Here is a 26,111-nt window from a genome sequence, read left to right as displayed (position 1 = left end):
GCATCAACGCCTGGAAAGGCGAGGCTTGCTGCGCCATTCCGCACGCCGATCGCCACGCCGACGAAGAAGACGACTGCTGCACGCCCACCGATAAGACCCCAGCAGCATCCGCTCCGGCAATCATCGAACTGGCACTACCGGCCGATGCACAGTCCTCGGACGCCAGCTGCGCCGGGTGCGGATCGGACGCCGCGGCTGAGCCTGTGACCGTGAAGCTTGGGGCAAAGCCGGCCGATCGATGAGCGCAGTAATTTCCGGCCGAAGGGTCCGCATCGCCATCTGGATCCTCCTCGGCGCAATCGTTGGCGCCGGAGTGATCTGGTACGCAGTACTCACCGCCAACAAGCCGGCTCCACCGGCCCCACTCGCGGCCGCCGACGCGCAGCTCGTCAGGGACGACAGTCACCGGGTCACGAGCCCGGCCACGGAGAAAGCCCAGTTGGTCGAATTCTTGGACTTCGAGTGTGAGTCCTGCCGCGCCGCCGAACCGCTGGTGGCGGAACTGAAGAAGGAATACGGGGACAGAATCACGTTCGTCCACAGGTACTTCCCGTTGCCCGGTCACCGGAACTCCGGCACCGCCGCCTTGGCCGTGGAAGCGTCGGCCCAACAGGGCAAGTACCAGGAGATGGCCTCCAAACTCTTCGCAACCCAAAGCGAATGGGGTGAAAAACGGGACTCCCAAGCCGCGCTGTTCAGGACGTTCGCCCAGGAACTCGGTTTGGACCTGACACAATACGATGCCGCGATCGCAGACCAGAGCACCAAAGACCGGATCAGTCAGGACGTCGCCGATGGGAAGACCCTCGGCGTGACGGGTACGCCTACGTTCTTCCTGAACGGAAGGAAGCTCACCCTGAACACCGAAGCCCAATTCCGGCAGCTCCTCGACGAGGCCGTGCATTAAAAGTCCCACTCTAGGCTCAGCCGGGAGGGGCCCCCTCCGCGCCCACCCTCAACCGTTTGCTGCAACATTCCTGCAGGAAACGCACGATTCCCCAGCGCGACCAGTCCGCCCATGCTCTAATTTCACACCCGCCGGCGGTCTTGCAGGCCTGGAATGCCAAACCATCGTGCACCCTCGGAACTTGGTGGAGTCAGCGCAATGTCCGCCATCGCCTGTACACTCAAGTATCGAACATATATTCGAATAAAGGTGTGTTGTGGGCGTGATCGTCGGCCCCCGCGTGATAGATGCGGGCTTTTCCCTGATGTCAGTATTGCTGGCACCTCTCCCGGTGGCGGCCGGGTATCCCTCGCCTGCGCAGGACTATTTTGATGGCAGGATCGACCTCAACGAGCACCTCATTAAGGATGTCACCAGCACTTTTGTGGTCCGGGTGACTGGGCAGTCAATGGAAGGTGCCGGGATCAGTGATGGCGATGAATTGATCGTTAACCGCGCGCTGCAACCAAAGGACGGGTCCGTCGTCGTGGCCGTCCTTGATGGTGAACTCACCATCAAGAGGCTCCGGATCACGCCCTCTGGAGTGATCCTCCAGGCCGACAATCCCAAGTATCCGGACATTCGCGTCCCGGCGCTTTCCGAACTCACCATCTGGGGAGTTGCCACCACATGCCTGCACCACATCTGAGCGGGGCCGGTTTGCAAGGGCCCGTTCCCAGCGAACTCTGGGAACGGATGGGCGCCGAATTCGGCTTGCCGGATCTGGAAAGAGTCCGTGGTCGGCTCGCCCAATTACATGAGGATCCTGAACCTGTGATGCAACAACTGGTGCGGGTGTTTTCTGCAGATGGCACGTACTGTCCGGGTTTTCAGTTCCGTGAAGACTTGTCCTTGCACCCCGTGGTGCTGCGCCTGTTTGCGCATGCCATGGAACTGAGGATTCCGCACAACTACTTTTCGGCCTGGATGGTCACCGGCTGTCCGGCACTGCGGGATGCCAGGCCTGTGGATTTGTTGGACCGGCTGGTGCCAGCTGTCCTCGTCTCTGCCTTGGAGCGCTCCTTTGGATCCAGACCAGGGGATGGGCGTATTTGAGGGCCGATGATCTTCCTTAAATGCCGATGATCTTCCTTAAATACAGTCTCGACGCCGGCCACTACGCCACCTTCACGATCGGTTTTGTTCGTACTCCTCCAAGTAAGAGCGGAAGTAGTCCGGCGTTAACCAGTGTGATGACGCCTGCAGTGACGAGTAGTCCTTCCGGGCCTATCCCGATCCAGAGCGGAGCCCCCATGACTCCACCGAGGGCATCACCCACCAGGAAGGCGGTCTGCGAAATCCCGAAGATCGCTTCTCACGAACCAGGAAACATTTGAGGGCCATTATCGGCAGCTAAGTTCTTCGGCGCAGGAAGCGGCAGGTTCTTGGGTGTCCTCTTCTTGTCGGGGCCTGGCGGTACAGTAAAGGTATTCGAATATATATTCGAATGCGCGGCGTGTCCTGCTTCGGAACGGCGGCGCGCGTGCTATGCCCGAACGGAGGAGAGCCATGTCCAAACCAGCACCCATGCACCGGATGCAGGAGATTGCCCACGTGGATATCAACTGTTTCTACGCATCGGCGGAGCGTGCCTTCAACCCTTCCCTCGAGGGCAAGCCGCTGATAGTGCTGTCCAATAATGATGGCTGCGCCGTGACCAGGTCTCCGGAAGCGAAGAAGCTGGGGATCGGCCTGGGCGACCCATGGTTCAAACTCGCTCCGCGGGCCAAGGAATGGGGGCTCATTGCCCTCTCAAGCAACTACGAGCTCTACGGGGATATCAGCTCCCGCGTGATGGAACTCCTGGCCCGGTACTCAGCATGGCAGGAGGTTTACTCCATCGATGAGGCGTTCCTCGGGGTGAAGGGCCGCCCTGAGGACCTGCTGGAACTGGGGCGCACCATCAAAGCTGCGTGCCAGCGACACGTGGGGGTGCCGGTCTGCGTGGGGATTGCCCGAACCAAGACGCTCGCCAAGCTGGCCAACAAATGGGCCAAACACAATCCGGCCTTTAACGGCGTATGCCGTTGGGACTCGGTTCCTGAAGCCCAGCGGGAGGCCTTGATGGCACGGCTGTCGGTGATAGAGATCTGGGGCGTAGCCACCAGGCTGACCAAACGGTTGAACGCCATGGGGATCTTCTCCATCCTTGACCTGGTCCGGGCCGACCCCGTGGCCCTGCGGGACAAGTTCTCCATTGTCATGATGCGCACAGTGCTGGAGTTGCAGGGAACCCCTTGCATCCCTATGGAAGAGGAAAGGATCGGGCGTGACCAGTTGATCTTTTCGCGCTCCTTTTCCACCCCGATCACGACGACGGCGCAGCTGCGGCAGGTGCTCAGCGTCTACGGCCAGATGGCAAGTGCCAGGCTCGCCAAACACGATCTTCAAGCAAAGCTGCTCACAGCGTTTGCCGCCACCTCGTTCTATAACCCCAACGACAAGTCTTTTCCCACGGTTAACGTCAAGCTGCCTATGCCCACCTCAGATCCCGTGCTGCTGACCAAGGCCGCCCACGCGTTGGTTCCCAGAATCCAGGAAGGCGTCAGGTACGCCAAGGCCGGGATCATGGTCACGGATCTCAGGCCCAGCGGCAACCAAAAACCGTTGGAGATCTTCGAGAACCGGCACGAGGAGCGTGGCATCGGCCCACTGCTGGAGCAAGTCAGCAAACGGTATGGCCGCGGCTCCATCGGTTTGGGGCACGCCGGCATCAAGGGAGGACCGGACTGGTCCATGAAACGGGACATGCTCAGCCCCCGGTACACCACCAACTGGGACGAACTTCCCTTGGTGAAAGCGGCCTGAGGTGGGCGGACGTCACCACTGCAGCAGAGGCAGCCAAGGCAATCTAGGCCCGCAGCCGGTAACCGCGCTTCACTACTGTTTCCACGAGCTTGCCGTCCGGGAGAGAGGAACGCAGGCGGCTGACCGTCATGTCCAAGGCATGCACGGAGCCGCGCAGGTCCAACAGATCCGAGAGCGCCTCGCGGGACAACACTGCACCGCCCGCGCCGAGCAGGGCACGCAGGAGCAACAGGGGAGCGGGCGCCAAGTCAATGACCTCGCCGTTGATCCGCAGGCACCGCCCGCGAAGCTCAATGGTGGCGCTCCTTGTCTCCAAGCGGCGCACATGGTTGAGGGACAAATGCTCGGTGACCAGACGGATCAACGCCCCCATGCGGTAACGGTCAGGGATCAGTGGCGTCAGACCGGCGTCGACCAGTGGTTGTGCGGTGACAGGCCCCACTGCGGCAACCGTCACGGGGCCCTTCAAGGCTTCGATGAGCTGACGGTAAAGGCCCATTTCGTGGGCTGTGCTCCACATCGCATCCACGGCAGGTGCGCTGGTGAACGTCAGGACATCGAGGTTGCCGCCCACCACAGCCTCGATCAGGCGCGGGAGCTTGTCCTCGCCGTCGGGCTTCACCCACCGGTAGGGGGTGACGGTCAGGACCGTGGCACCGGACATGCGCAGCCGTTCCAGCTGGCGCACATCGGTGTAACCATGCAGCTGCACGGCCACCGTCTTGCCGCGCACGCCTTCGGCCAGGAGCATGTCAACCAGTGTGGCCGTGGTTTCGTCACTGCTGATTCCGACGTCGGCAAGTCCGGCCGCCCGCACGGCACCGCGGGCCTTGGGGCCCCGGACGAACATCCGGCAGGCGGACAGTGTTTCCAGCAATTGCTCGCCGATCCCGAAAGAATCAGCGGCCTCGCACCAACGGCGCATGCCGTAAGCGGTGGTGGCGATGCAGATGTCCGGCTTCGCGGCAATGATGGTGCGGGTGTCCTCGATGAGGACCATGTCTTCCTGGACAGGGGCGATCTTCAGCGCGGGGGCGTGCAACACGCTCGCACCGCGGCGCTCCAGGGCCTCAATGAGGTCACGGGAACGGCGGTGCGAGGTGACGCCGATCCGGAATCCATCCAGCGGCGCTTCGGCGGCCTCGGAAACTTCCGGTACAGCAGTAGGGTCCTGGACTTCAATGGCGCGTGCAACAGTCATGTGTTCTTACCTTCAGGCTTCAAGGAGCGAAGCCGCGAGGCGGCTCAGTTCGGCGGATGCTTCTGCATGGTTGCGGTTGGCTTCAGCCACCTTGACCACTTCGCCAATAACCAGCACAGCCGGGTTGCTGCAGCCGGTGGCAGCTGTTTCGATCGTACCCAGGTCAGCAATGGTGGTGCGCTGCCCGGGGCGGTATCCACGTTCCACCACTGCCATGGGCATTTCCGGGTTCATCCCTGCCCGGCGCAACCCTGAGGCCAGCTGGGGAAGGGTACCGATGCCCATGAGGACCACGATCGTCCCGCCAAGGCCGGCTAGATGCGTATGTTCCTTCTCGGTCAACGGGGCGTGGCCGGAAACTACTGTGAACATGTGGCTGACTTCGCGGTGCGTCACCGGGATTCCGGCTGCGGCGGGAACGGAGATGGCGCTGGTGACACCGGAAATAACCCGTACCTGTACGCCGGCCGCAACACAGGCAGCCACTTCCTCGCCGCCGCGGCCGAACACATAGGGATCGCCGCCCTTGAGCCGGACCACGTTCTTGCCCGCCAGGGCAGCTTCCACCATGAGCTTCTCGATGTCGCGCTGGGTCACCTTGTGAAGACCCGGCTGCTTGCCCACGTCCACCAGTTCGGCAGAGGTCAGATCGGCGAGCTCCTGGTAGGGGGCCAAACGGTCATAGAACACAACATCGGCATCGCGCAGGGCATCCACGGCGCCAACGGTCAGGAGGTCCAGTGCTCCCGGACCTCCTCCGACCAAGGTCACGTGGCCCTCGGCGCCCGGGGCAGGCTCAAAGGCCACGGGAACACCGGCCTCGCGGCAGCGTTCCACCAACGCCAGCCAGCCGTCGTCGCCGTCGTCCACTACTGCCACCAGGAAGGGGCGCTCCGGGAGCGGTCCGTCACCGGGCGCACCTGCAGGTGTGCTCAGGCGGTAAACGTTGGCGCCGGCAGCCTGGTATCGCCGGATGGCTTGGCGGGCAGACCTGGCCGAGCCCGTTACGAGGACGTCGCGGTCGGTGAGATCAATGGTGAGCTGCATGGTGGACCCCTAGTTTTCTACGCCGACGGTTTGGCTGCGGACCGGGATGGTGGAGGCGATCAGCACGCCGCCCTTTTCCTCGTTGGTGGCCGGGCGGATCTGTCCACGCTCCGGAACGAAGGAAATGGATTCATCCTTCTGGTTGGGCGCGTTGACGAAGGAACGGAAGCGGCGGAGGCGCTCCGGGTCCTTCAAGGTCTCCGCCCACTCGTCCTCGTAGGTGTCAATGTGTTTGGCCATGGCGGCTTCAAGCTCCTCGGCGATACCCAGGGAGTCCTTGACCACCACTTCCTCGACGTGCTTGATGCCGCCGTCCAGCTCCTCCTGCCAGCGCGCGGTGCGCTGGAGGCGGTCAGCGGTGCGGATGTAGTACATGAGGTAGCGGTCGATGTACTTCAGCAAGGTTTCATCGTCCAGGTCCTTGGCCAGCAGCTGGGCGTGCGCCGGAGTGGCGCCACCGTTACCGCCCACGTAGAGGTTCCAACCGTCAGCTGTCGCAATCACGCCGACGTCCTTGCCTCGCGCCTCGGCACACTCGCGGGCGCAACCGGAAACACCCATCTTCAGCTTGTGCGGGCTGCGGAGGCCGCGGTAGCGAAGCTCCAACGCGATGGCCATGGCTACCGAATCCTGCACTCCGAAACGGCACCAAGTGGATCCAACACAGGACTTCACTGTCCGGAGGCTCTTGCCGTAAGCCTGTCCGGACTCGAAACCGGCGTCCACCAGTTCCTTCCAGATGTCCGGAAGCTGCTCCAGGCGCGCACCGAACATATCGATGCGCTGGCCGCCGGTGATCTTGGTGTAGAGGTTGTACTTCTCCGCAACGGCTGCGATGACGCCAAGGCCTTTGGGGGTGATCTCACCACCGGCGATGCGGGGGACCACCGAATAGGTGCCGTCCTTCTGCATGTTTGCAAGGGCACGGTCATTGGTGTCCTGCAGCGAACCTCGGCCGGCATCCAAAACGTAGGCCGAGTGCTGGCTGGCCAGGATGGAGGCAATGGTCGGCTTGCAGATATCGCATCCCGCGCCGGTGCCGTATTTGGCCATGATCTCTTCGAACGAGGTCAGTTCCAGCACCCGGATGGCGTCGAAGAGTTCCTGGCGGGACAGGCTGATGTGCTCGCACAGTGCCTTGGAAACTTCGATGCCGGACTTCGTCAGTTCGCCTTCGAGGAGTTTCTTGAGCATGGGGACGCATGAGCCGCATTGGGTGCCGGCCCGGGTGCAGCCCTTCAGCTCACCGAGTTCCTGCACGGGGGAGTTGCCCTCGCAGGCTCCGCAGCCGTTGATGGCATCGCGGATGGTGCCGGCGGCCACGTTGTTGCAGGAGCACAGGATGGCGTCGTCGGGCAGCTCAGTCTCAGGTGCCTCACCGCCACCGGCAGCACTCAAGTATGCGCCGGGTTCAGCGGCGAGTTCGCGGCCCAGGAGCGGACGCAGACTCATGTACGGGGAAGCGTCGCCCACGAAGATGCCGCCCAGGAGGGTCTTGGCATCATCAGTGGTGACAATCTTCTGGTAAACGCCGCGTGCGGGGTCGGCGTAGACGATCTCCAGGGAGTGCTCGGTCCGGGCGAAGGCGTCACCAAAGCTGGCCACGTCCACACCGGACAACTTGAGCTTGGTGGCAGTGTCGAAGCCGGGGAACGTCGCCTCGCCACCGTGCAGGCGGTCGGCAACGATCTCGGCCATGGTGTTTGCAGGTGCCACCAATCCAAGGCACATGCCTCCGAAGTTGGCCACTTCACCGATCGCCCAGATGCCGTCTACTTCAGTGGCGCAGTAATCATTGATCACCACGCCGCCACGCTGGCCCAGGCTGAAGAGCTGCTCCTCGCCCTCTGCCGCGCGGAAGAGGTCATCGCGCGGCCTGACGCCGATGGCTACGATCACGAGGTCCGCATCAATGGTCCGGCCGTCCGCCATCAAAACGCCGGTGACGTTGCCGTCGTCGTCCGTCAATACTTCGGAGGGGAAGACGCCACCGTGGACCTCGAAGCCTTTGGCTTCAATCAGGCGACCGAGCGACTGCCCGGCGCCCTCATCCAGCTGGGTGTTCATCAGCCAGGGTGCGCCGTTGATGACAATCGGAGTGGCACCCAACTGCTCGGTGCCGGCGGCGGACTCAAGGCCCAGCAAGCCGCCACCAATAGTGACCGCATTGACCTTGCGGCCAAGCTTCCCGCGCAGCTCGGCGATGGCCTTGTTGATGGCCCAGACGTCTTCGAGGGTGCGGTAAACGTGAGTGTGTTCGGCACCGGGAATGGGAAGACGGGCGGCATCCGAACCCGAAGCAACCACCAAGTGGTCGTAGTCATAGGTGTTGCCCGCAGCGGTCAGGACGCGCTTAGCAACGGAATCGATCTTGACGGCGCGCTCGCCGGTGATCAAGGTCAGGGCTTCGTGGTCCCACATGGACGCATCGCCCAGGGTGAGGTCAACATCGGTTTCCGTCAGGGCCTTGCTCAGCGCCACACGGTCATAAGGGAGATGCGCCTCTTCGGTCAGCACCGTAACCTGCCAGCCTTCAAGACCGCGATTGACCATGGCATCGGCGAAACGGTGGGCAGCGGGGCCGCCGCCGACGACGACGACGCGGCGCGGGTTCTCTGTACTTGAAGTGTGTCCGGTCACTGGTGGGCCTTTCGCAGATGTTGCATACGGATCTGTTGCAACTTGTGCCTTCAGCCTAGGGACGGGCAGTTTCGCTTCAGTTTCCCTTTTGTTTCGTGATCTTAACTTCTGCATCACGAACGCATTTCAGGTGGCGTGAGGTCTCTTTTACGCATTGGACACAAACGGGGACACCTGATGAAACACCCGGGTCCTAGCGTGGAGGAGTGGCCGCAAGCGTGGCCCGGTCCGGGGGAGTGACGGTGAAAATGCCAGCACCCGGACACTGTGAGAGGGGCTGAAATGACCGTAATTCTGGACCGTGCCGAAGACCTGACCAGCACCGCCACTTGGCACCGTGTTTGCCCGGTGGACGAACTCGAACTTGCCTGGGGCGAGGCCGCACTGATCGCCGGCCGCCAGGTTGCACTGTTCCGCACCGCGCCCACCGAAGTCTTTGCCGTGGATCAGCAGGACCCGGCCACACTGGCCAACGTCATGGCCCGTGGAATCATCGGATCCCGCGGAAGCCGGCCGACCATCGCATCGCCGCTGCACAAAGAGGTCTACGACCTCGAAACCGGGGAGTGCTTCACCAACCCCGAACTCGCCCTCGATGTGTTCGCCAGCCGTTTGGTGGATGGCTTCATCGAAGTTGAGCTCTAACCCGCCTAGAGACCCAACGCTTCGCGGACGTCCCTGAGCACATCGTCCAGGGAGGTCCGCGCTGCTTGGCGTGCGGCAGGCAGTTCCGCCGCCGATTCCACAGCCTGGATGACTTCCAGGTAACACTTGAGCTTGGGTTCGGTGCCACTGGGCCGGATGATGACGCGGCTTTGGTCCCGGGTCAGGTACAGCAGGCCGTCCGTGGGCGGCAATGCTTCGCTTCCCTCTGCAAGATCGGTGAAGACCTCGACGGCGGAGCCTCCGAAGGCTTCCGGCGGATTGACGCGCAGGCGGTTCATCATGGCATCCAGGAGCCCGAGGTCTGCCACACGGATGCTCAACTGGTCACTGGCGTGCAGGCCGTGCACCAAGTAGAGGTCGTCCAGGGTGTCAAAGATCGTCTTGCCCTCAGCCTTGGCAGTTGCTGCCAGTTCCGCGATCAGTACCGCCGCTGAGATGCCGTCTTTGTCCCGCACCAGCTCAGGCGCAACGCAGTACCCCAAAGCTTCCTCGTACCCGTAGGTGAGGCCGGGAACCCGTGAGATCCATTTGAAGCCCGTGAGCGTTTCTTCGTGGGCGTATCCTGCGGCAGCGGCGATCCGGGACAGAAGACGCGAAGAAACGATCGAGTTGGCGAAGACGCCCTCCCTGGCTTCCTCGCCTTCGCGGGCTGCCAGGCGTGCCACGATGTGTGCACCCAACAGCGCGCCCACTTCATCGCCCCGAAGCATCCGCCAGCTTCCTGTAACGGGGTCCAACGCGGCCACCGCAGCCCGGTCGGCGTCGGGGTCATTGGCCAAAACGATGTCTGCGCCTGCATCTGCGGCAGCTGCGAGCGCCAGGTCCAGCGCACCGGGCTCCTCAGGGTTGGGAAATGCAACAGTGGGGAAGTCCGGATCCGGTTCGGCCTGTTCGGCCACGAGCGTGACATCACTGAATCCGGCTGTGTTCAGGACGGAGACGGCTGTTTCACCGCCGACGCCGTGCATGGGTGTGAGGATGATTTTGAGATCCCGGGCCGGGAAGTGTTCCTGATCCACCAACCCGGCCATGGCGGTTTGGTAGTCCGCGGCGATGGCCACTGGCAGTACGGTCCAGCCGCCGTCTGCCAGTTCGATGGTGTCCAGGGCACCCACGGCGTCGATTTTTGCCGCAATCTGCGCGTCGTAGGGCGCCACGATCTGGGAGCCGCGTCCGCTCTCGGAGACAGCGTGCCGTCCGAGGTAGACCTTGTATCCGTTGTCCTGCGGCGGGTTGTGGCTGGCGGTGACCATCACGCCGCCGTCGCAGTCAAGGTTCCTGACCGCGTAGGCGAGCAACGGCGTCGGAAGTGCTGAGGGCATCAGGAACGTCTCAATGCCTGCGGCGGTGAAGATCGCGGCAGTTTCCTGGGCGAAGATATCCGAGTTGTAGCGGGCATCAAAGCCGACGACGGCGCGCGGCCGGGTCCCCGGGGCCGCCGCGGCTACCGTCTCGGTGAGGAAAGCCGCCAGGCCTGCTGCTGCCCGGCGGACCACCACACGGTTCATGCGGTTTGGGCCTGGCCCGAGTGCTGCACGGAGTCCGGCTGTGCCGAATTGCAGTGTGCCTTTGAAGCTGTCGCCCAGTTCCTGGGCTGCTCCTGCGTCACCGCCCGCGGCGAGCCCGGCCAGCTCGGTCAGAGCGGCCGACGTAGCCGGGTCCGGGTCCTGGGAAGCCCACTGGCGGGCGTCGGTGAGCAGCTGGTCAAAGGCGGCATCGCTGGATGTCATAGGGTCAAAACTATCCTCATTGACACCCTCGCGGGCAACGAGGAGCGAGATCCCACCCCTAAGAGCGGTTGTAAAGGGTGGGATCCCGCCCCTCAGTGGGCCCTAAAGGGTGCGGGAAGTAACAAGGAAGTCCGTGTCGCCGTCCACGCTGAAAGCCGACGACCCTGTGTTGTCCCAGTCGGGGAAGAAGGTATCTGAAAGAACGGCGCTTCCATCTGCAGTGAAGACTTCCACCGAGGACGAGTCCAACAGGATCGTGAAATGGACTTTGCTGTTGGCCGAATTGTTGGCCGAAGGCAGGGTCACTTCATGGAATGGACTGAACTTTTCGGAGAAGTTGCTGGTGCCCGCCTGAGACCGATCCACCCTGACGGTACGCGTTTCCTTGTTGTAGGAGACGCGCAGGCCGTCCTCGGAGCCGGCGGATGATTGGCGGAGGAGAAGGCCTGCTTCTCGCGCATTCTTCAGGTCCATCTCCAGCTCGATCAGCTGGGAGCGGGCACTGAAGTCCGCGCCCAGCTCCTTGGCGGAGGAACCGACGGTGAGGTTTTTGCTCTTAACTTCACCGGAACGTTCCAGTGTTTCCCGCGCCACGCCCGCTATGGCGGATCGGAGCTCAAGCCGCTTCCCGGCCCGGACCAAGGTGAGTTCGCGGGGAATAGCCATGGATCCCCGCCACGGCGTGGTGGGAACATCCTGCGCGTAGTCCCAGTTGCCCATCCACCCCAGAAGGACTGGTTTGTCTCCAGGAGCGCCGGTGATGGAGTTCGCGGCGTAGTAGTCAGCTCCATGATCCAGCCACTGGGACTCGTGGAGCGGCGCGTCGGGAGCTGCCGCGTTTTCAGCCGTGAAGCGCGTGCCATCGAATTCACCCACGAAGTACTGCATGCCGGAGCCCCCCGCGATACCGCCGGGGTTGATGCTGAGGAGCATGACCCATTTCCTGGCTGTGGAGTCCTCCACGTCCATTTGCACAAGCTCAGGTACTTCCCAGAGGCCTCCTTGGGCGCCCACACCGGAGAAATCACTGAGGTATTCCCAGCGCAGGAGGTCCGTGGACTTGAACAACTTGACCACCTGGGCATCAGCCACCACAGTGGTCATCACCCAGTAGCGGCCAGGCTCGTACCAAGTGATCTTGGGATCGCGGAAGTTGTTGTTGGTGGGGGCAAGGTTCAGGACTGGGTTGGCCTTGTACTTCTGCCACGAGGTCCCGTTATCGAGGCTGAACGCCACCGACTGCGCCTGGGCACCTTGAGGCAGCGCGCCGTTCTTGCCGTAGGCGCTGGTGTAAAGGGCCACCATGGGCGGGTTTTCCGCCGAGCCAAGGCCGGAGGCGTTGAACTTGTCCACCACGATGCAGCCGGAGAAGATCTCTTCTTCCGCGCTGGCTTCCAAGGCAACGGGCTGCTGTTCCCACTGCACCAGATCCTTGCTGGTGGAGTGGCCCCAGGACATGTTGCCCCACGAGTTGCCCCGCGGGTTGTACTGGTAGAACGCATGGTAGGTGCCGTCGTGGTAGACGAGGCCGTTGGGATCGTTCAGCCAGTTTTTCTCAGCCGTCAGATGCCCAACGGGCCGCCATGGGTCCGAAGGGGACGGGCGGTGGCCGCCCGGACCGGGGGCCGGCGTCGGGCTTTCTGCTTGCGTGCAGGACGCGGCGGAAAACGCGACCACGACGGCGGCACTTGCGGCCAGCAGGTGGCGGCGGGACAGGTGGGGGCTGGGGAAAGTCATAGGGGGAGATCCTGGGGTTGGGGGTGGCAGGGGTGACGGTCCTTGTGGGTCCGGCACCCCTGCCGTGGCCTGTTGGCCGGGTGGTGTTTCGGTCTACTTGTAGAGACCTTCGCCGCCAACGCGGACGTTGGTGGGAAGGTAACCGAACGGACCGAGGCCGTTCTTGCCGAAGCTGCGGTCAACCTGTGTGACGCCGCCCTTGAAGTTCATCTTCACGGTGGGGGACAGTGAGCCGCCGCGGACGCCGTCAACGTTGTCGATGAAGGACTGGACCAGGCCGCCCGGCTGAACGTAGTGCGAGTAGGCCTGGAACTGACGGCCGTTCTGGCGCGGGTCCGGACCTTCCGGTGCGTTGGCCGGCATGTTCAAGTCCGTGGGGGAACCCAAGGCCAGGCCGCTGTTGTTGACCGGCTGGTAGTCGGAACGGACGCCGTTGCCGACGAAACCGTACACTCCGTCAGGGCCGCGCATTCCATCGGCATACGTGAACTGGTGGCTGATGGTGAACAGGTAGTACTTGTTCTTGCCGTTCTCGTTCTGGATGTAGATCTGCGGACGTTCTGTCTGATCGTTGACGCAGTTGGCCGAGAGGATCGGCGGCAGGAAGCTCCACTTGGTGAGGTCCTTGTTGTCCGCCACCGCGAGGCCCACGTTGGCGGTCTGGTACCAGGCGCCCGTGCTGTTGACCTGTTCCACGGTCTCAGCGTTGGGGTCGCCCGGGGCGTAGCCGAGGTCTTCCTGCTTGCACTTGTAGGAGCCGCGGGTGCCGCCGGTGTTGCCTTCAAAGACCATGAAGGTTTTGCCCGGGTGGGCCGGGTCCGCGAACGTGTACGGGTCACGGAATGCGAAGCCTGGGTTCTGGGCTTTGTTCTGGTACAGCTTTCCGTCCGGCTCCAGCAGTTTGGTGTGCTGGAAGCCATCGAATGTCACGCCGTCCTTGGTGGCGTGGATGTTGCCCAGGGCTTTGGCGATTGCAGCGTCCGGAGCGATTCCGCCGCCGCCCGCATTCCGCTCGGCCACATCGTAGAACGTGGTGGCCGTGTAGAAGACGTTGATCTTGTTGCCCTGCATGAGGCGTGTGGACCCGGACCACTCCGTGTTGCCGATGGACGTGTTGTCCAGGAACAAGTGTCCGCCGTAGTTCCACTTGTCCTTGGCGGGATCAGCGTTGGTCTTGCGGAAGAAGTAGCCGATCCTGGCGTTCCAGTGGCGCTGGTCGAAACCATAGCCTGCATGCCGATCGGCAACCAGGGAGAAGATGACGTCCCAGCCCTTGTAGCTGATCTGGTTGGCGTTTTCGTCTGTCAGGGACCAGGTGTCCCAAACCCAGACGTCATCGTTCATGGCCGGGAAGTCCTTGGGGATTTCCGGCATGGTGACGTTGGGGCTCATGGAGTTCTCACCGGGAGCGACGTTGGGGTTGCTCTGGGCCATGATCTGTTTGGCGTCGGCTCGCGTCCACTTGGACGTGAAGTCCGCAGCGGGATCATAGGCCTGTTGCGTGTGTTTGGTGGGCAGTGGGAAACCGGGCGTGGGTGCCGGCATGGTGCTCGACGGCGGATCGGCCGGCAGGTTCGCTTGTGCAGCCGGCGTCACCAGCAGGATGCTGCCGGCAACGCCGGCCGAGACTGCGAGGGCTACTGCCTGTCGCAGCCGGCGGCGCGGCCGGTGGAGGGTTGAGTGCGTGTTCATGCTTGCTCTTCTCGCGGAGTGTTGGACTTCGTGGAGTGGGGCGCATGCCCTGACCCCTGTTGGGGTTCTCGACTCAGGCGTCCATCGATCCGCTGGTGGCGTCTTCGAGGGACGCCATCGTTTCGAGGTGCGGGGGAGCCTTGAAGCTCTCCGCCGCGGTGGCTCCGGCACGTCGACTTACCGGAGCACTCTCCACGCTAGACACGTGTTAGGTCGGAGAGCAAAGGGCGTTTCAGGGCGCAGTGCCGGTTACTCACCAGTACTTGCGCAAGCGCTTACATTGGCAACGTGCGCGCGTGGCATTTATGGCGGGCTCGGGTCAAATGTTTCGCCACAAATCAGATTTATCCTGAGAATTTGCTGTGCGTTTACTTCTCCGCCGGAATTGATAGCGCACACCTTTAAGAACGCGCACTTTAAACAACGAAGCGGGGCCACCGTTGATGGTGACCCCGCAGTGCGGATTAAAGCTTGGCGATGATCTCCGCCAGAAGCTTGGAGATCCGCTTTCCTGCCGCCTGCCCGGCTTCAAGGACCTCCGCGTGGCTCAAAGGAACCGGGCTGATGCCGGCGGCGAGGTTGGTGACCAGGGAGATGCCGAATACTTCCATGCCGGCGTGGCGGCCGGCGATCGCTTCCAGTGCCGTGGACATCCCCACTAGGTCTGCCCCGATCCGCTTGGCGTACTGGACTTCTGCCGGTGTTTCGTAGTGCGGTCCGGTGAACTGTGCGTACACGCCATCCTGCAGGGAGGGATCTACTTCACGGGCGAGATCGCGGATGCGGGAAGAGTAGAGGTCTGTGAGATCAACGAATGTTGCGCCCTCAAGCGGTGAGGTTGCGGTGAGGTTGATGTGGTCGCTGATCAGCACGGGGGTTCCCGGTGTCCAGTCCTCGTTGAGTCCGCCGCATCCGTTGGTAAGGACCAGCGTCTTGCAGCCTGCAGCGGCGGCGGTACGGACGCCGTGGACTACGGACCGCACGCCGCGGCCTTCGTAGTAGTGCGTCCTGGCGCCGAGGACCAGGGCCCTCTTGCCCTCCTTGGTCAGGACGGAGCGGATGGTGCCCACATGGCCCACCACCGCTGGTTTATGGAAACCGGGGACTTCTGATGCGTTCAATGTGGCGGTGGTTTCGCCAATAAGATCGGCGGCTTCGGCCCATCCGGAACCAAGCACCAGGGCTACGTCGTGTGACTCGACGCCGGTCTCCGCGGCAATGAAGTCTGCGGCGGCTTTCGCGGCCTCAAAGGGGTCTGTGTTCATCAGCTCAGTGTTACTCACTGGTACAAGCTACCTTGCGGCCACAGGAGTTTGGTAGGGACCCGCGCGCCGGTGAGGGTCGGCTGGGTGGCAGCCGGAGCCGCAATGAGCGAGAATTGAGGATTGTGACCACCCAAGTTGACTTCAGTGCCCCCCGTATCGCGATCCTGGGAGGTGGTCCCGGCGGATATGAAGCTGCCATGGTGGCTGCCTCGCTCGGCGCCCACGTCACCATCGTTGAGCGTGCAGGTCTCGGCGGCTCAGCTGTGCTGACCGACGTCGTGCCTTCCAAGACCCTCATTGCCACCGCCGACCTCATGACCCGCGTCGGTGAGGCGGACGAGCTGGGAGTGAAGTTCGACGGCGACGGCACGGCCTCAAAGCCCCGTGCAGACCTCAAACACATCAACGACCGCGTGCTGAACCTGGCCCATGGACAGTCCGAGGACATCCGTGCAGGCCTGGAACGCCTGGGCGTGGAGATCGTCATTGGTTCCGGCAAACTGCTGGACAACAACACCATCGAGGTCCTGACCCTCGAAGGCACCCGCACCATTGATGCCGACGCCATCCTGCTGGCCGTCGGCGCACACCCCCGTGAGCTTCCCACCGCCAAGCCCGACGGCGAACGCATCCTCAACTGGGCCCAGATCTACAACCTGGATGAGCTTCCCGAGGAACTGATCGTTGTGGGTTCGGGCGTCACCGGCGCCGAATTCGCCTCGGCCTACAACGGTTTGGGCTCCAAGGTCACCCTGATCTCCAGCCGTGACCAGGTCCTCCCCGGCGAGGACACGGATGCGGCCAAGCTGCTGGAAGGCGTCTTCGAGCGTCGCGGCGTCAACGTCCTCTCCAAGTCCCGCGCCAACGCGGTGGAACGGACGGACGACGGCGTCAAGGTCACCTTGGGTGACGGATCGATCGTGACAGGTACCCACTGCCTGGTGTGTGTTGGTTCCATCCCCAACACAGCCGGCGTGGGCCTTGAAGAAGCCGGCGTGACCCTGACGGAATCCGGTCACATCAAGGTGGACGGTGTTTCGCGCACCACAGCCCCCAACATCTACGCTGCCGGCGACTGCACGGGTGTCTTCGCATTGGCTTCCGTCGCAGCCATGCAGGGCCGCATCGCGATTGCGCACTTCATGGGAGACGGCGTCAAGCCGCTGAAGCTCAACCAGGTTGCGTCCAATATTTTCACCTCCCCGGAGATTGCTTCCGTGGGTGTGTCCGAGGCCGATCTTGCCTCGGGTAAGTATCAGGGCGATGTTGTGATGCTGTCCCTGCTCAGCAATGCCCGCGCCAAGATGCGCAACACCAAGGATGGGTTCGTCAAGATCATCGCCCGCAAGGGTTCCGGCACCGTGATCGGTGGCGTAGTGGTAGGTCCGAACGCGTCGGAGCTCATCTTCCCGATCTCCGTCGCGGTAACCCAGAAGCTCCACGTTGATGACGTGGCCAGCGCCTTCACCGTGTACCCATCGTTGACCGGATCCATCTCGGAAGCTGCGCGGCGACTGCACGTGCACATGTAAATGCCGGCCAAAGCGGACGCCCGTTTCGGGGCTTCGCTGCGCATCATGCCGTTCGCACGGCGCCCTGCGCAGCAAGCCATCGAAACGGGCGTTCCTGCTGTCTAGGCTTACAACGCGGCGAGGGCCTCGGCCAGCGGCATGTGCAGGGCAGGTCCGTGACCGGGCAGGATCACGTTGGCTTGGACAGTCCTCAGGGAGCGTGCCGCAGCCAGGGCCGTTGCGGCGTCTGCGTGGTACATCCTGTGCAACATCTGTGGACCGGACTTCGTGCTGATGGGATGCCCGCTGACGAAAGTATCGCCCACTGCAACGGCGCCGGCATCCGGCAGCAAGAGAGCCACGTTGCCCGGGGTGTGCCCGGGCAACAGGATGGCCTCCGGCTTTCCGGGCAGGCTCCGAAGTGCCTCAGCCGTCCAGGCCTCGGCACGCGTGGCTGGTTCTGCCAAGCGCTTTGGCTTTGATGACGTGGAGCATCCATTGGAAAACCCGGGGACGCCAAGCACGAACCAGAACCTGGCCGAACGTGACCTGATGCTTCTCCTTGCCCTGTACGTGGGCGAGTTCCTCCGGGGAGCACAGAACAGGTGTGCCGAAAGTCCGTGAGAAGTACGCAGCGGATCCTGTATGGTCCACGTGCCCGTGCGTGATGAGCATGGCCTTGGCATCGGCAGGATCCAAGCCCAGCTCACGGATGGACTCGAGGACCACGTCACGGTCGGCGGGGTAACCGCCGTCGATCAGCAAGAATCCGGAAGCGTCCCGCACGATCAGCCAATTGGACGCCGGACCCTCGACGAAAAACACGCCTGGTGCCTGCTCGGATACGTTCACTCGGGCATTCTAGGCGGGGAAGAGGCGGGGTGAACGCGAGCACGCCGGAAACCTGCGAGACCACCCGATTTGTAACGGCGATTTCGCAGGCTTTCAGCGAATTCGTGGCCCTGGCGACGGGCTGGTCAAGCGCGCTCAGGCAACTGCCGCCTGGAAATGCTTTTCAATGATTCCCTTGATGTCCTCGTGGCATCCTCCGCACCCTGTCCCGGCGCGGGTGGCCTTGGAGACCTCGCCCACGGTACTGCAGCCTTCCAGTACGGACTCCGAAATGCCGGCCGCACTCACCCCGGCGCAGCGGCACACAGTCCGCTGGGGGTCGTTGCTGGTGGCTCCGGATTCAAGCTGGTCAGGTCCATCCAAGCGGAGCAGCAGGGACCGGTCGGCGGGCAGTTCCGAGGCGCGCTCAAAGAGCACCACCAACTCGGCGGCGGTCCGGGGCATGCCCACGGCCACCAACCCTTCGAGCACTCCACCGCGGGTGGTCATCTTGACGTACCGGGCGTGCTCGGGGTCGGCCCACTGGGAGATCTGCCGACGGGGACGCCCGGACGCTGCACCGGCTTCCAGCAACTCCTCATCCCACGGATCCGCCTGGTTATCGCCTGCCACGGCAAGGTTGATGCCGCGTGCTTTCAGGACAATCACGCCGGGCTTCTCCGTGGGCAAGGCTTCGACGGCGTCTGCCGCTTCCTGGCCATCACGCGCCAGCACCACGAGGTACTCGGCCAACCACTCCGCCTGGCGCCAGCCCGGTCCCACCAACCCGGAAGGTCCGCCGGCAGTTCTGCAATCAACACACGCAGCGTCGGGGCAGCGCACTTCAGCGCAGTCGCCGATCGCGAACATGTGGGGCTCGTGATAGGTCCGGAGGTGGTGGTCCACCAGTATTCCCGTGGCGGTAGGAAGTCCGCATCCATCCGCCAACTCGATCCGGGGGCGCACACCACAGGACAACACCAGGAGGTCGCCGTCGATCGCTGAACCGTCGTCCAGCAGCAAAGCGGAGAAGCTTCCACCGGGTCCGGCTGTCTCCACGCCGGTGGACCGTGCGTTACCTGCCATCCGGACACCGCCGGCTCGCAGGCTGTTGGTCAGGACTGATCCACTGCCGCGGTCGATGCTCCTCCCGAGCGGGAAGGGCCCATTGTGAACCACTGTTGTTTGGGCGCCTTCTTCAGAGGCAGCCAACGCGGTTTCCAGCCCGAGCACGCCGCCGCCCAGGACCACCACGCGCTTACCTTCGGCCACGGCGGAACGAAGAACGGCAGCATCCCGCAGATCACGCAGGGCAGTAACGCCGGGGGGAAGTACAGGCTGGGAAGGATCGGGATTGAGTCCGGTGAGGTTCGGAATCACAGGACGGGATCCTGTGGCGAACACCAAGCGGTCATAGTGCTCGGAGTTGCCATCGGACAGCACTACGTTCTGGCGGGCACGGTCGATCCTCTTGACCTTGACGCCCAACCGCACTTCCACGCCGTCGGCTTCCAGATCAGAGGCATCAGCCATGGCCAAAGCCTCGGCCGTGGTACGGCCGACGCCCAGTTCGGCCACCATTACCCGGTTATATGCTGCCTCCGGTTCCTGGCCCACCACCAGGAGCTGCACCAGCCCGGAGCGGACGGCAGGAAGCAACTCGTCCACGAGCCGCGAAGCCACCGGCCCGAATCCAACAACAACAATGCGCTCACTCATGAGGCCTCCTTGGCGTGTACCGGCAAGCCGGCCATGGCTGGACTGCTTGTGGGAATGGCCGGTGAAGCTTGCGTGGCCGCTGCCTTCCGGACCCACACCCGGCTGGTCTTGAACTCCGGCATGCCGGAAATGGGATCCGTTGCCGCCTCCGTGAGGCGGTTGGCATTCTCTTGGCCGGGGAAGTGGAACGGCAGGAAGACGGTGTCCGGGCGGACCGTGGTGCTGAGCTCGGCACGGCAGAGCACCTCGCCGCGCTCGTTCGTCACAGTGGCGTAGTCGCCGTCGGCAATGCCCCGTGAAGCAGCTGTCCCCGGGTGAATAAGGAGTCGCGCCTGTGGCTGTGAGGCCAAGAGCTCGCTCACGCGCCGGGTTTGGGCACCGGATTGGTAATGCTCCAGGAGCCTGCCTGTTGCCAACGCCAGGGAATCGTCCGCGAACGAACGGACAGCCCGCTTGGAGGGAGTGACCGGAACCATCACAGCCCGCCGGTCGGCATGGGCAAAGCCGTCGGCGAAGAGCCGCGGTGTTCCCGTGCTGCCCGCGGGGTAGGGCCAATAAGCCGCTTCGCCCCGGTCCAGCATGGCGTAATCGATGCCGGAGTAGTCAGCCAGTCCGCCGGCAGATGCCAGGCGAAGCTCTTCGAAAACGGTCTCAGGGTCCTCGCTGAACGTCGAAGGAGCTTCAAGCATCCCGGCCAGCCGGGACATGAGCCACAGCTCGCTGCGGACACCCGGGGGAGGAGTCAGCGCGCGGCGGCGACGGATTACGCGTCCTTCAAGGTTGGTGAGGGTGCCTTCTTCCTCGGCCCATTGCGTCACGGGCAACACCAGGTCAGCTTCGGCAGCGGTCTCAGACATGAAGAAGTCGCAGACCACCAGGAAGTCCAGCCTGCGAAGACCCTTGATCACCGCGTTGGTGTCCGGCGCCGAGACCACCACGTTGGCGCCGTGCACGAAAAGGCACCTGACGCCGTCGGGCTGTCCAAGAGACTTAAGAAGTTCGACGGCGGGCAGGCCGGGACCGGGGATGAGCGACTCGTCGACGCCCCACACTCCGGCGACGTGGGCGCGCGCGGCGGGATCGGTGATTTTGCGGTAGCCAGGGAGCTGGTCGGCTTTCTGTCCGTGTTCGCGGCCGCCTTGGCCATTGCCTTGGCCGGTGAGGGTGCCGTAGCCGCTGCGGGCGGAGCCGGGCAGGCCCAACAGGAGGCTGAGATTGATTGCAGCGGTGGCGGTATCCGTGCCGTCAACGTGCTGCTCCACGCCGCGGCCGCTGAGGATGTAGCTGCCGCCGTTGCGGGCGCCTTGGGCCAGTCGGCGTGCTGTTTCCCGGATGAGGTGGGCGGGTACACCCGTAATGGTTTGGACGCGCTCGGGCCAGAACGAGGACAGGCTGCGCACCACTGCGGCGTAACCGCTGGTGTTGGCCTCGATGTATCCGGCGTCGGCCAGGTCTTCGTGGACCACCACGTGGCTGATGCCCAAAAGGAGTGCCAAATCGGTGCCGGGCGTCGGCTGCAAGTGGAGGCCGCCGCCGTCGGACGTGAATGCTGCAGTCGCCGAACGGCGGGGGTCCACCACGATCAAGCCGCCGGCGTCCCGTGCGCCCTGCAGGTGCTGGACGAAAGGAGGCATGGTCTCGGCAACGTTGGAACCGAGCATGAGGATCACGGACGCGGTGTCCAGGTCCGTGACGGGGAAGGGGAGTCCACGGTCTACGCCGAAGGCGCGGTTACCGGCGGCTGCGGCGGAGGACATGCAGAACCGGCCGTTGTAATCGATGCGGGAGGTGCGCAGGGCCAGCCGGGCGAACTTGCCCAGCAGGTAGGCCTTCTCATTGGTGAGGCCGCCGCCGCCGAAAACTCCCACGGCGTCATTCCCGTACTGCTGTTGGGTTTCCTTGACTGCTGCCGTGATGAGCATGAGGGCCTGGTCCCAGGAGATCGGCTGGTGGACCCCGTCCGATCCTTTAAGCATGGGCTCTGTGACGCGCCCGTTGTGATGCAACAACGACGCCGATGTCCAGCCCTTGCGGCACAGCCCGCCCCGGTTGGTGGGGAAGTCGCGCCCGGAAACTTCCAGGGGCACCTCGGGCTTGGCCGGTTCTGCGGCGGGTTCGGCCGCTGCCGCTGTCCCTTGGACTGCCGAAGCAGCCGGGGTCAGCGTCATGGCGCACTGGAGCGCGCAGTAGGGGCAGTGGGTATCGGCGCCGTTGGGCATCTAGATGTGTCCGATCGTGTTGCGCTTCCGGGCGGGGCGGATGTAGCAGACCCAGCAGACTATGAGCATCAGGACGTAGGCTCCCACGAATCCGTAGAACGCCGGAGTGTAGGAACCGCTGGCCGAGTTTGAGGCGTTGAGAACCTGGGGAATCACGAAGCCGCCGTAGGCGCCGATCGCGGAGATCAGTCCCAGTGAGGAAGAAGCGAGTCGTGCTGTGGTGGCACTGGGGGCTCCTGCGCGGGCGGCCCGGCTGGAGGTTGCGAAGATGACCGGGATCATTCGGTATGTTGCGCCGTTTCCGAACCCGCTGGCCAGGAAGAGCAGCAGGAACAAGGTGAGGAAGAGCCAGAAGTTTTTCAGGGGCAGCGTCCAGATCATGGTCAGGGTGATGACGGCCATGGAGGCGAAGGAGGCAATGGTCATGCGGGCGCCACCCATGCGGTCGGCCATGCGTCCGCCATAGGGGCGGGCCAGGGAACCTACCAGTGGGCCGAGGAAGGCCAGGGAGAGTGCCACCGCTCCGACGTGGATGGAGGAGAAGTCCGGGAAGTAGTCCTTGATCAGCTTGGGAAAGACGCCTGCGAAGCCGATGAACGAACCGAACGTGCCGATGTACAGGAACGCCATGATCCACAGGTGTGGTTCCTTCAGGGCGGCGAGGGAGCCGGCCACATCACCCTTGGCGCTGGTGAGGTTGTTCATGTACTTGTAGGCGCCGAAGGCAGCGATGATGATCAGCGGGATCCAGATGATGCCTGCCATGGGCAGGTTGACGGTCCCGGCGGCCAGCAGGGTGATGGCGATGGGGACGACGAGCTGCGCGACGGCGGCACCGAGGTTGCCGCCGGCAGCGTTCAGGCCCAGGGCCCAACCCTTTTCGCGGGCAGGGTAGAAGAAGGTGATGTTGGCCATGGAGCTGGCGAAGTTGCCGCCACCGAAGCCGGCAAGGGCGGCCATGAGGAGCATGATGCCGAAGGGCGTCTCCGGGTTGGAGACACAGATGGCAAGGCCTGTGGTCGGGATCAGCAGGAGAAGCGCGGAGACGATGGTCCAGTTCCGGCCACCGAACTTGGGAACCATGAAGGTATAGGGGATGCGGAGCGTTGCGCCTACGAGGCTGGGGATGGAGATGAGCCAGAAGATCTGGTTGGTGTCAAACCTGAACCCGGCGGCGGGGAGTTGGACCACCACGATGGACCACAACTGCCAGACGACGAATCCGAGGAATTCGGCGAAGATGGACCAGTAGAGATTGCGCTTGGCGATGGACCGGCCTTCGGCTTCCCACTGGCCCTTGTCCTCGGCATCCCAGTTGGCAATCCAGCGGCCGGGGCGGTGTTCAAGGGCGGGGGCGGCGGTGGCAGTGGACTGGACAGGGGCCAGTTCATCTGCGGAGCGATCAACAGTCACGGAGTGCCTCCTTGGTGGGGGACGTTGTTCTTCCAAGGTAGGTTTGGCGCATTTCGCGCACTGTCGCTGTTTGTAAACGGCCTGTGACATTTCCCTATCGGCGGGGTCACCGGCGAGTGAGACGCTGGTGAGGTAATGTGGCGCGGACCACAGTGTGGGATTTTTCTGATTGTCCGCATGCTGGACTTGGTTGTCCAGTCAATGGACAGCGGGAACTATTATTGAACTCTCGAATAATCCATCGCCGGGTAGGCTCCAGAGGCATCTGCCGGCGTGAAAGAAAGCTGCAAATACATGTCTTCCACCGCACCATCCAAGGAAGGCGAGTCCACTAAGCCAGTGAACTCGCGGGGCAAGGTGATCTTCGCGAGCCTGATCGGCACGACGATCGAGTTCTACGACTTCTACGCCTATGCCACCGCGTCGGTACTCGTCTTCCCGAAGCTCTTCTTCCCGGACGCCACTGACATCAACGCGCTGCTGAGTGCGTTCGCCATCTTCGGTGTGGCCTTCTTCGCGCGACCCATCGGCGCTGTGGTCTTTGGCCACTTTGGTGACAAGATCGGCCGCAAGGGCACCCTGGTCGCTTCTCTGTTGACCATGGGTATCGCCACGTTCCTCATTGGCCTTCTGCCCACGGCCTCCATGGCCGGATGGGCCATCCTGGCCCCGATCATGCTGGTCATCCTGCGCTTCTTCCAGGGCCTGGCCCTGGGTGGAGAATGGTCAGGCGCTGCGTTGCTCGCCACGGAGAACGCGCCCGAAGGCAAACGCGCCATCTACGGAACATTCCCGCAGCTGGGCGCGCCCATCGGCTTCATCATCGCCAACGTGATCTTCATCTGGATGAACGTATCCCTCAGCGCAGAAGAATTCCTCGCCTGGGGTTGGAGGGTTCCGTTCCTCCTCAGCGCGGTCCTTGTGATCGTGGGCCTCTACGTTCGCCTGAAATTGGTGGAGAGCGCATCCTTCACCAAGGTGATCGAGCAGGACAAGGTGCAGAAGATGCCCCTCGCAGCCACGCTCAAGAGCCACTGGCGCCCTGTTGTGGCTGGTACGTTCATCATGTTCGCCACGTACGTGCTGTTCTACATCATGACCACCTTCACCCTGTCCTACGGCACCAAGCCCACACTGGCAGGCGCCCAGGCCGCAGCGGAGAAGGCCGGCAAGCCCATGACGGCCGATCAGATCGCCGCGTTCGTCCCCGGCCTCGGAATTACCCGCTCTGACTTCCTCTGGATGCTGATCATCGGTGTCGTCTTCTTCGGTATCTTCACGGTGGTCTCCGGACCGCTCGCGGAGAAGTGGGGCCGGCGAAAGTTCCTGCTGGGCGTCACCGCCGGAATCTTCGTCTTCGGTGCGCTGTGGTTCACCATGTTCGGCCCCGGCCAGGCAGCTGCCATGGTTGGCCTCATTGTGGGCTTCACCCTGATGGGCCTGACTTTCGGACCCATGGCGGCGATCCTTCCCGAGCTGTTCCCGGCCAACGTCCGGTACACGGGATCGGCAGTGGCATACAACCTGTCCTCGATGATCGGTGCGGCCCCTGCCTCGTTCGTGGCCATTGCACTCTGGTCCGCAGCCAACGGCAGCACCTGGCTGGTGGGCGCCTACATGGCGGCCGCCGCTGTGGTCACCTTCATCGCGCTGTGGCTGACACGCGAGACCAAAGATATGGACTACGAGAACAACGTCTCCTAGGACGTATTGCAAAACCCCTTAACGACGGCGGCTCCGCACCAATGGTGCGGAGCCGCCGTCGTGTTCGGGTACTTTGCCTTAGTCCTCGATGGTGGCGATGATTGCACCAGCTGCGACGGTCTCGCCAGCGGTGGCAGCGAGGCCGCGCACGGTGCCTGCCTTGTGGGCCGTCAGCGGCTGTTCCATTTTCATGGCTTCCAGAACCACGATCAGGTCGCCCTCAACCACTACGTCGCCTTCAGCAGCTGCCACCTTGACGATGGTGCCCTGCATGGGGGACGTCAATGCGTCTCCGCCCGCAGCGGCAGCCGTGGCGCCGGCTGAACGGGAACGCTTTTTGGACTTGCCGGACTTGGTGCCTGAACCACTGGAAATTGCTGCGGCGCCACCACCCAGTCCGGAGGGCAGAACCACTTCGAGCCGCTTGCCGCCAACCTCGACGACCACGCGCTGGCGCTCACCGGCTTCGGACGTTTCAGCGCCGGCGACGTTGGCAGACCATGCAGGGATGCTGTTGACGAACTCGGTCTCGATCCAGCGGGTGTGGACCTTGAACGGGCCCTCAGCCGGGGCGAAGGCGGGATCGGTGACCACCGCGAGGTCGAACGGGATAACCGTGGGGATACCCTCAACCACCATCTCTTCAAGGGCGCGGCGTGAACGCTGGAGGGCTTGCTCGCGGGTGGCGCCAGTGATGATCAGCTTGGAGAGCATGGAGTCGAAGTTGCCACTGATGACATCTCCCTGCTCCACGCCGGAATCGATCCGGACGCCGGGGCCGGTGGGGTTCTTCAGCGTCGTGATGGTCCCGGGGGCAGGCATGAAGTTGCGGCCCGGATCCTCGCCGGTGATGCGGAATTCGAAGGAGTGGCCTCGGACCTCGGGGTCCTCGTAGCCCAGTGCTTCACCGCGGGCGATCCGGAACTGCTCGCGGACGAGGTCGATTCCCGTGACTTCCTCGGAGACGCAGTGCTCCACCTGC

The 26,111-nt window shown here is 63.3% G+C and carries 20 protein-coding genes and 1 pseudogene; 8 read left to right on the top strand and 13 right to left on the bottom strand.

Annotated features, from left to right (window positions below; all coding sequences use genetic code 11):
* The 5 genes and pseudogenes from HP499_RS03930 to HP499_RS03910 all read left to right on the top strand — a co-directional run.
* Nucleotides 1-242, top strand: a pseudogene (locus HP499_RS03930) (cation transporter); the annotation flags it as partial.
* Entirely contained in the window at nucleotides 239-907 is a 669-nt protein-coding gene (locus HP499_RS03925; RefSeq protein WP_172322631.1) for a thioredoxin domain-containing protein, read from the top strand. The pseudogene HP499_RS03930 and the gene HP499_RS03925, both read left to right, overlap by 4 nt.
* Before the next feature lie 256 nt (nucleotides 908-1,163).
* Nucleotides 1,164-1,595 (top strand): LexA family transcriptional regulator, encoded by a 432-nt coding sequence (locus HP499_RS03920; RefSeq protein ID WP_172322630.1) that lies wholly within the window; start codon nucleotides 1,164-1,166, stop codon nucleotides 1,593-1,595.
* Nucleotides 1,577-2,002, top strand: coding sequence for a hypothetical protein (locus HP499_RS03915; protein ID WP_253951383.1), 426 nt, complete (start codon nucleotides 1,577-1,579; stop codon nucleotides 2,000-2,002). The genes HP499_RS03920 and HP499_RS03915 overlap by 19 nt, the downstream gene beginning before the upstream one ends.
* Before the next feature lie 453 nt (nucleotides 2,003-2,455).
* The gene (locus tag HP499_RS03910; protein WP_172322629.1) at nucleotides 2,456-3,754 is read left to right on the top strand and encodes a Y-family DNA polymerase; all 1,299 of its coding nucleotides are present in this window, start codon (nucleotides 2,456-2,458) and stop codon (nucleotides 3,752-3,754) included.
* Nucleotides 3,755-3,797: 43 nt separating this feature from the next.
* Here HP499_RS03910 and HP499_RS03905 read toward each other — a convergent pair whose 3' ends face one another.
* From HP499_RS03905 to nirB, 3 genes are read right to left on the bottom strand one after another with little or no spacing between them, the layout of a single operon-like run.
* Nucleotides 3,798-4,955, bottom strand: a complete 1,158-nt coding sequence (locus HP499_RS03905; protein WP_172322628.1) for a uroporphyrinogen-III synthase — start codon at nucleotides 4,953-4,955, stop codon at nucleotides 3,798-3,800.
* 12 nt (nucleotides 4,956-4,967) lie between these two features.
* Nucleotides 4,968-6,002, bottom strand: a complete 1,035-nt coding sequence (gene cobA / locus HP499_RS03900) for a uroporphyrinogen-III C-methyltransferase (RefSeq protein ID WP_172322627.1) — start codon at nucleotides 6,000-6,002, stop codon at nucleotides 4,968-4,970.
* Between the two features lie 9 nt (nucleotides 6,003-6,011).
* Nucleotides 6,012-8,642: a nitrite reductase large subunit NirB gene (gene nirB / locus HP499_RS03895; protein WP_172322626.1), complete on the bottom strand. Its 2,631-nt coding sequence runs from the start codon at nucleotides 8,640-8,642 to the stop codon at nucleotides 6,012-6,014.
* Nucleotides 8,643-8,924: 282 nt separating this feature from the next.
* On the opposite strand from nirB, the gene nirD reads away from it, so the two are divergent.
* Entirely contained in the window at nucleotides 8,925-9,287 is a 363-nt protein-coding gene (gene nirD / locus HP499_RS03890) for a nitrite reductase small subunit NirD (protein WP_172322625.1), read from the top strand.
* A 5-nt stretch (nucleotides 9,288-9,292) separates the two neighbouring features.
* Here the strand turns inward: nirD and HP499_RS03885 are convergent, their stop codons facing one another.
* From HP499_RS03885 to HP499_RS03870, 4 genes are all read right to left on the bottom strand, one after another.
* On the bottom strand, nucleotides 9,293-11,038 hold the full coding sequence (locus HP499_RS03885; RefSeq protein ID WP_172322624.1) for a phospho-sugar mutase: 1,746 nt from the start codon (nucleotides 11,036-11,038) through the stop codon (nucleotides 9,293-9,295).
* A gap of 102 nt (nucleotides 11,039-11,140) precedes the next feature.
* Nucleotides 11,141-12,775 (bottom strand): glycoside hydrolase family 32 protein, encoded by a 1,635-nt coding sequence (locus HP499_RS03880; RefSeq protein WP_172322623.1) that lies wholly within the window; start codon nucleotides 12,773-12,775, stop codon nucleotides 11,141-11,143.
* A gap of 93 nt (nucleotides 12,776-12,868) precedes the next feature.
* Complete coding sequence (locus HP499_RS03875; protein WP_172322622.1) at nucleotides 12,869-14,467, bottom strand: glycoside hydrolase family 68 protein; 1,599 nt, start codon at nucleotides 14,465-14,467, stop codon at nucleotides 12,869-12,871.
* Between the two features lie 464 nt (nucleotides 14,468-14,931).
* On the bottom strand, nucleotides 14,932-15,732 hold the full coding sequence (locus tag HP499_RS03870) for a purine-nucleoside phosphorylase (RefSeq protein WP_172322621.1): 801 nt from the start codon (nucleotides 15,730-15,732) through the stop codon (nucleotides 14,932-14,934).
* A 122-nt stretch (nucleotides 15,733-15,854) separates the two neighbouring features.
* Here HP499_RS03870 and HP499_RS03865 point away from each other — a divergent pair, with 122 nt between their 5' ends.
* The gene (locus tag HP499_RS03865) at nucleotides 15,855-17,264 is read left to right on the top strand and encodes an NAD(P)H-quinone dehydrogenase (RefSeq protein ID WP_172322620.1); all 1,410 of its coding nucleotides are present in this window, start codon (nucleotides 15,855-15,857) and stop codon (nucleotides 17,262-17,264) included.
* 107 nt (nucleotides 17,265-17,371) lie between these two features.
* On the opposite strand, the gene HP499_RS25020 is transcribed toward HP499_RS03865, so the two are convergent.
* The 5 genes from HP499_RS25020 to HP499_RS03845 all read right to left on the bottom strand — a co-directional run bounded on the left by HP499_RS25020 (nucleotide 17,372) and on the right by HP499_RS03845 (nucleotide 23,425).
* Nucleotides 17,372-17,710: an MBL fold metallo-hydrolase gene (locus HP499_RS25020; RefSeq protein ID WP_253951381.1), complete on the bottom strand. Its 339-nt coding sequence runs from the start codon at nucleotides 17,708-17,710 to the stop codon at nucleotides 17,372-17,374.
* On the bottom strand, nucleotides 17,670-18,095 hold the full coding sequence (locus HP499_RS25015) for an MBL fold metallo-hydrolase (protein WP_309138332.1): 426 nt from the start codon (nucleotides 18,093-18,095) through the stop codon (nucleotides 17,670-17,672). The genes HP499_RS25020 and HP499_RS25015 overlap by 41 nt, the downstream gene beginning before the upstream one ends.
* Nucleotides 18,096-18,230: 135 nt before the next feature.
* Nucleotides 18,231-19,793 carry an FAD-dependent oxidoreductase gene (locus tag HP499_RS03855; protein WP_172322619.1) on the bottom strand — a complete coding sequence of 521 codons (1,563 nt, stop codon included), beginning with the start codon at nucleotides 19,791-19,793 and terminating at the stop codon, nucleotides 18,231-18,233.
* Nucleotides 19,790-22,012, bottom strand: a complete 2,223-nt coding sequence (locus tag HP499_RS03850; RefSeq protein WP_172322618.1) for a molybdopterin oxidoreductase family protein — start codon at nucleotides 22,010-22,012, stop codon at nucleotides 19,790-19,792. Before HP499_RS03850 ends, HP499_RS03855 begins: the two co-directional genes overlap by 4 nt.
* Nucleotides 22,013-23,425 carry an MFS transporter gene (locus HP499_RS03845; protein ID WP_172322617.1) on the bottom strand — a complete coding sequence of 471 codons (1,413 nt, stop codon included), beginning with the start codon at nucleotides 23,423-23,425 and terminating at the stop codon, nucleotides 22,013-22,015. It abuts the gene before it with no gap.
* Between the two features lie 294 nt (nucleotides 23,426-23,719).
* Here HP499_RS03845 and HP499_RS03840 point away from each other — a divergent pair, with 294 nt between their 5' ends.
* The gene (locus tag HP499_RS03840; RefSeq protein ID WP_172322616.1) at nucleotides 23,720-25,129 is read left to right on the top strand and encodes an MFS transporter; all 1,410 of its coding nucleotides are present in this window, start codon (nucleotides 23,720-23,722) and stop codon (nucleotides 25,127-25,129) included.
* A 78-nt stretch (nucleotides 25,130-25,207) separates the two neighbouring features.
* On the opposite strand, the gene HP499_RS03835 is transcribed toward HP499_RS03840, so the two are convergent.
* Nucleotides 25,208-26,111, bottom strand: a 904-nt coding sequence (locus HP499_RS03835; RefSeq protein WP_305849733.1) for a biotin/lipoyl-containing protein, incomplete at its 5' end; no start/stop codon positions are given.

The organism is Paenarthrobacter sp. CM16 (assembly GCF_013179505.1).
In the GTDB taxonomy this organism is placed as follows: domain Bacteria; phylum Actinomycetota; class Actinomycetes; order Actinomycetales; family Micrococcaceae; genus Arthrobacter.
The sequence above is the reverse complement of the archived record's forward strand: the minus strand, read 5'-3'. Positions and strand labels throughout refer to the sequence as shown.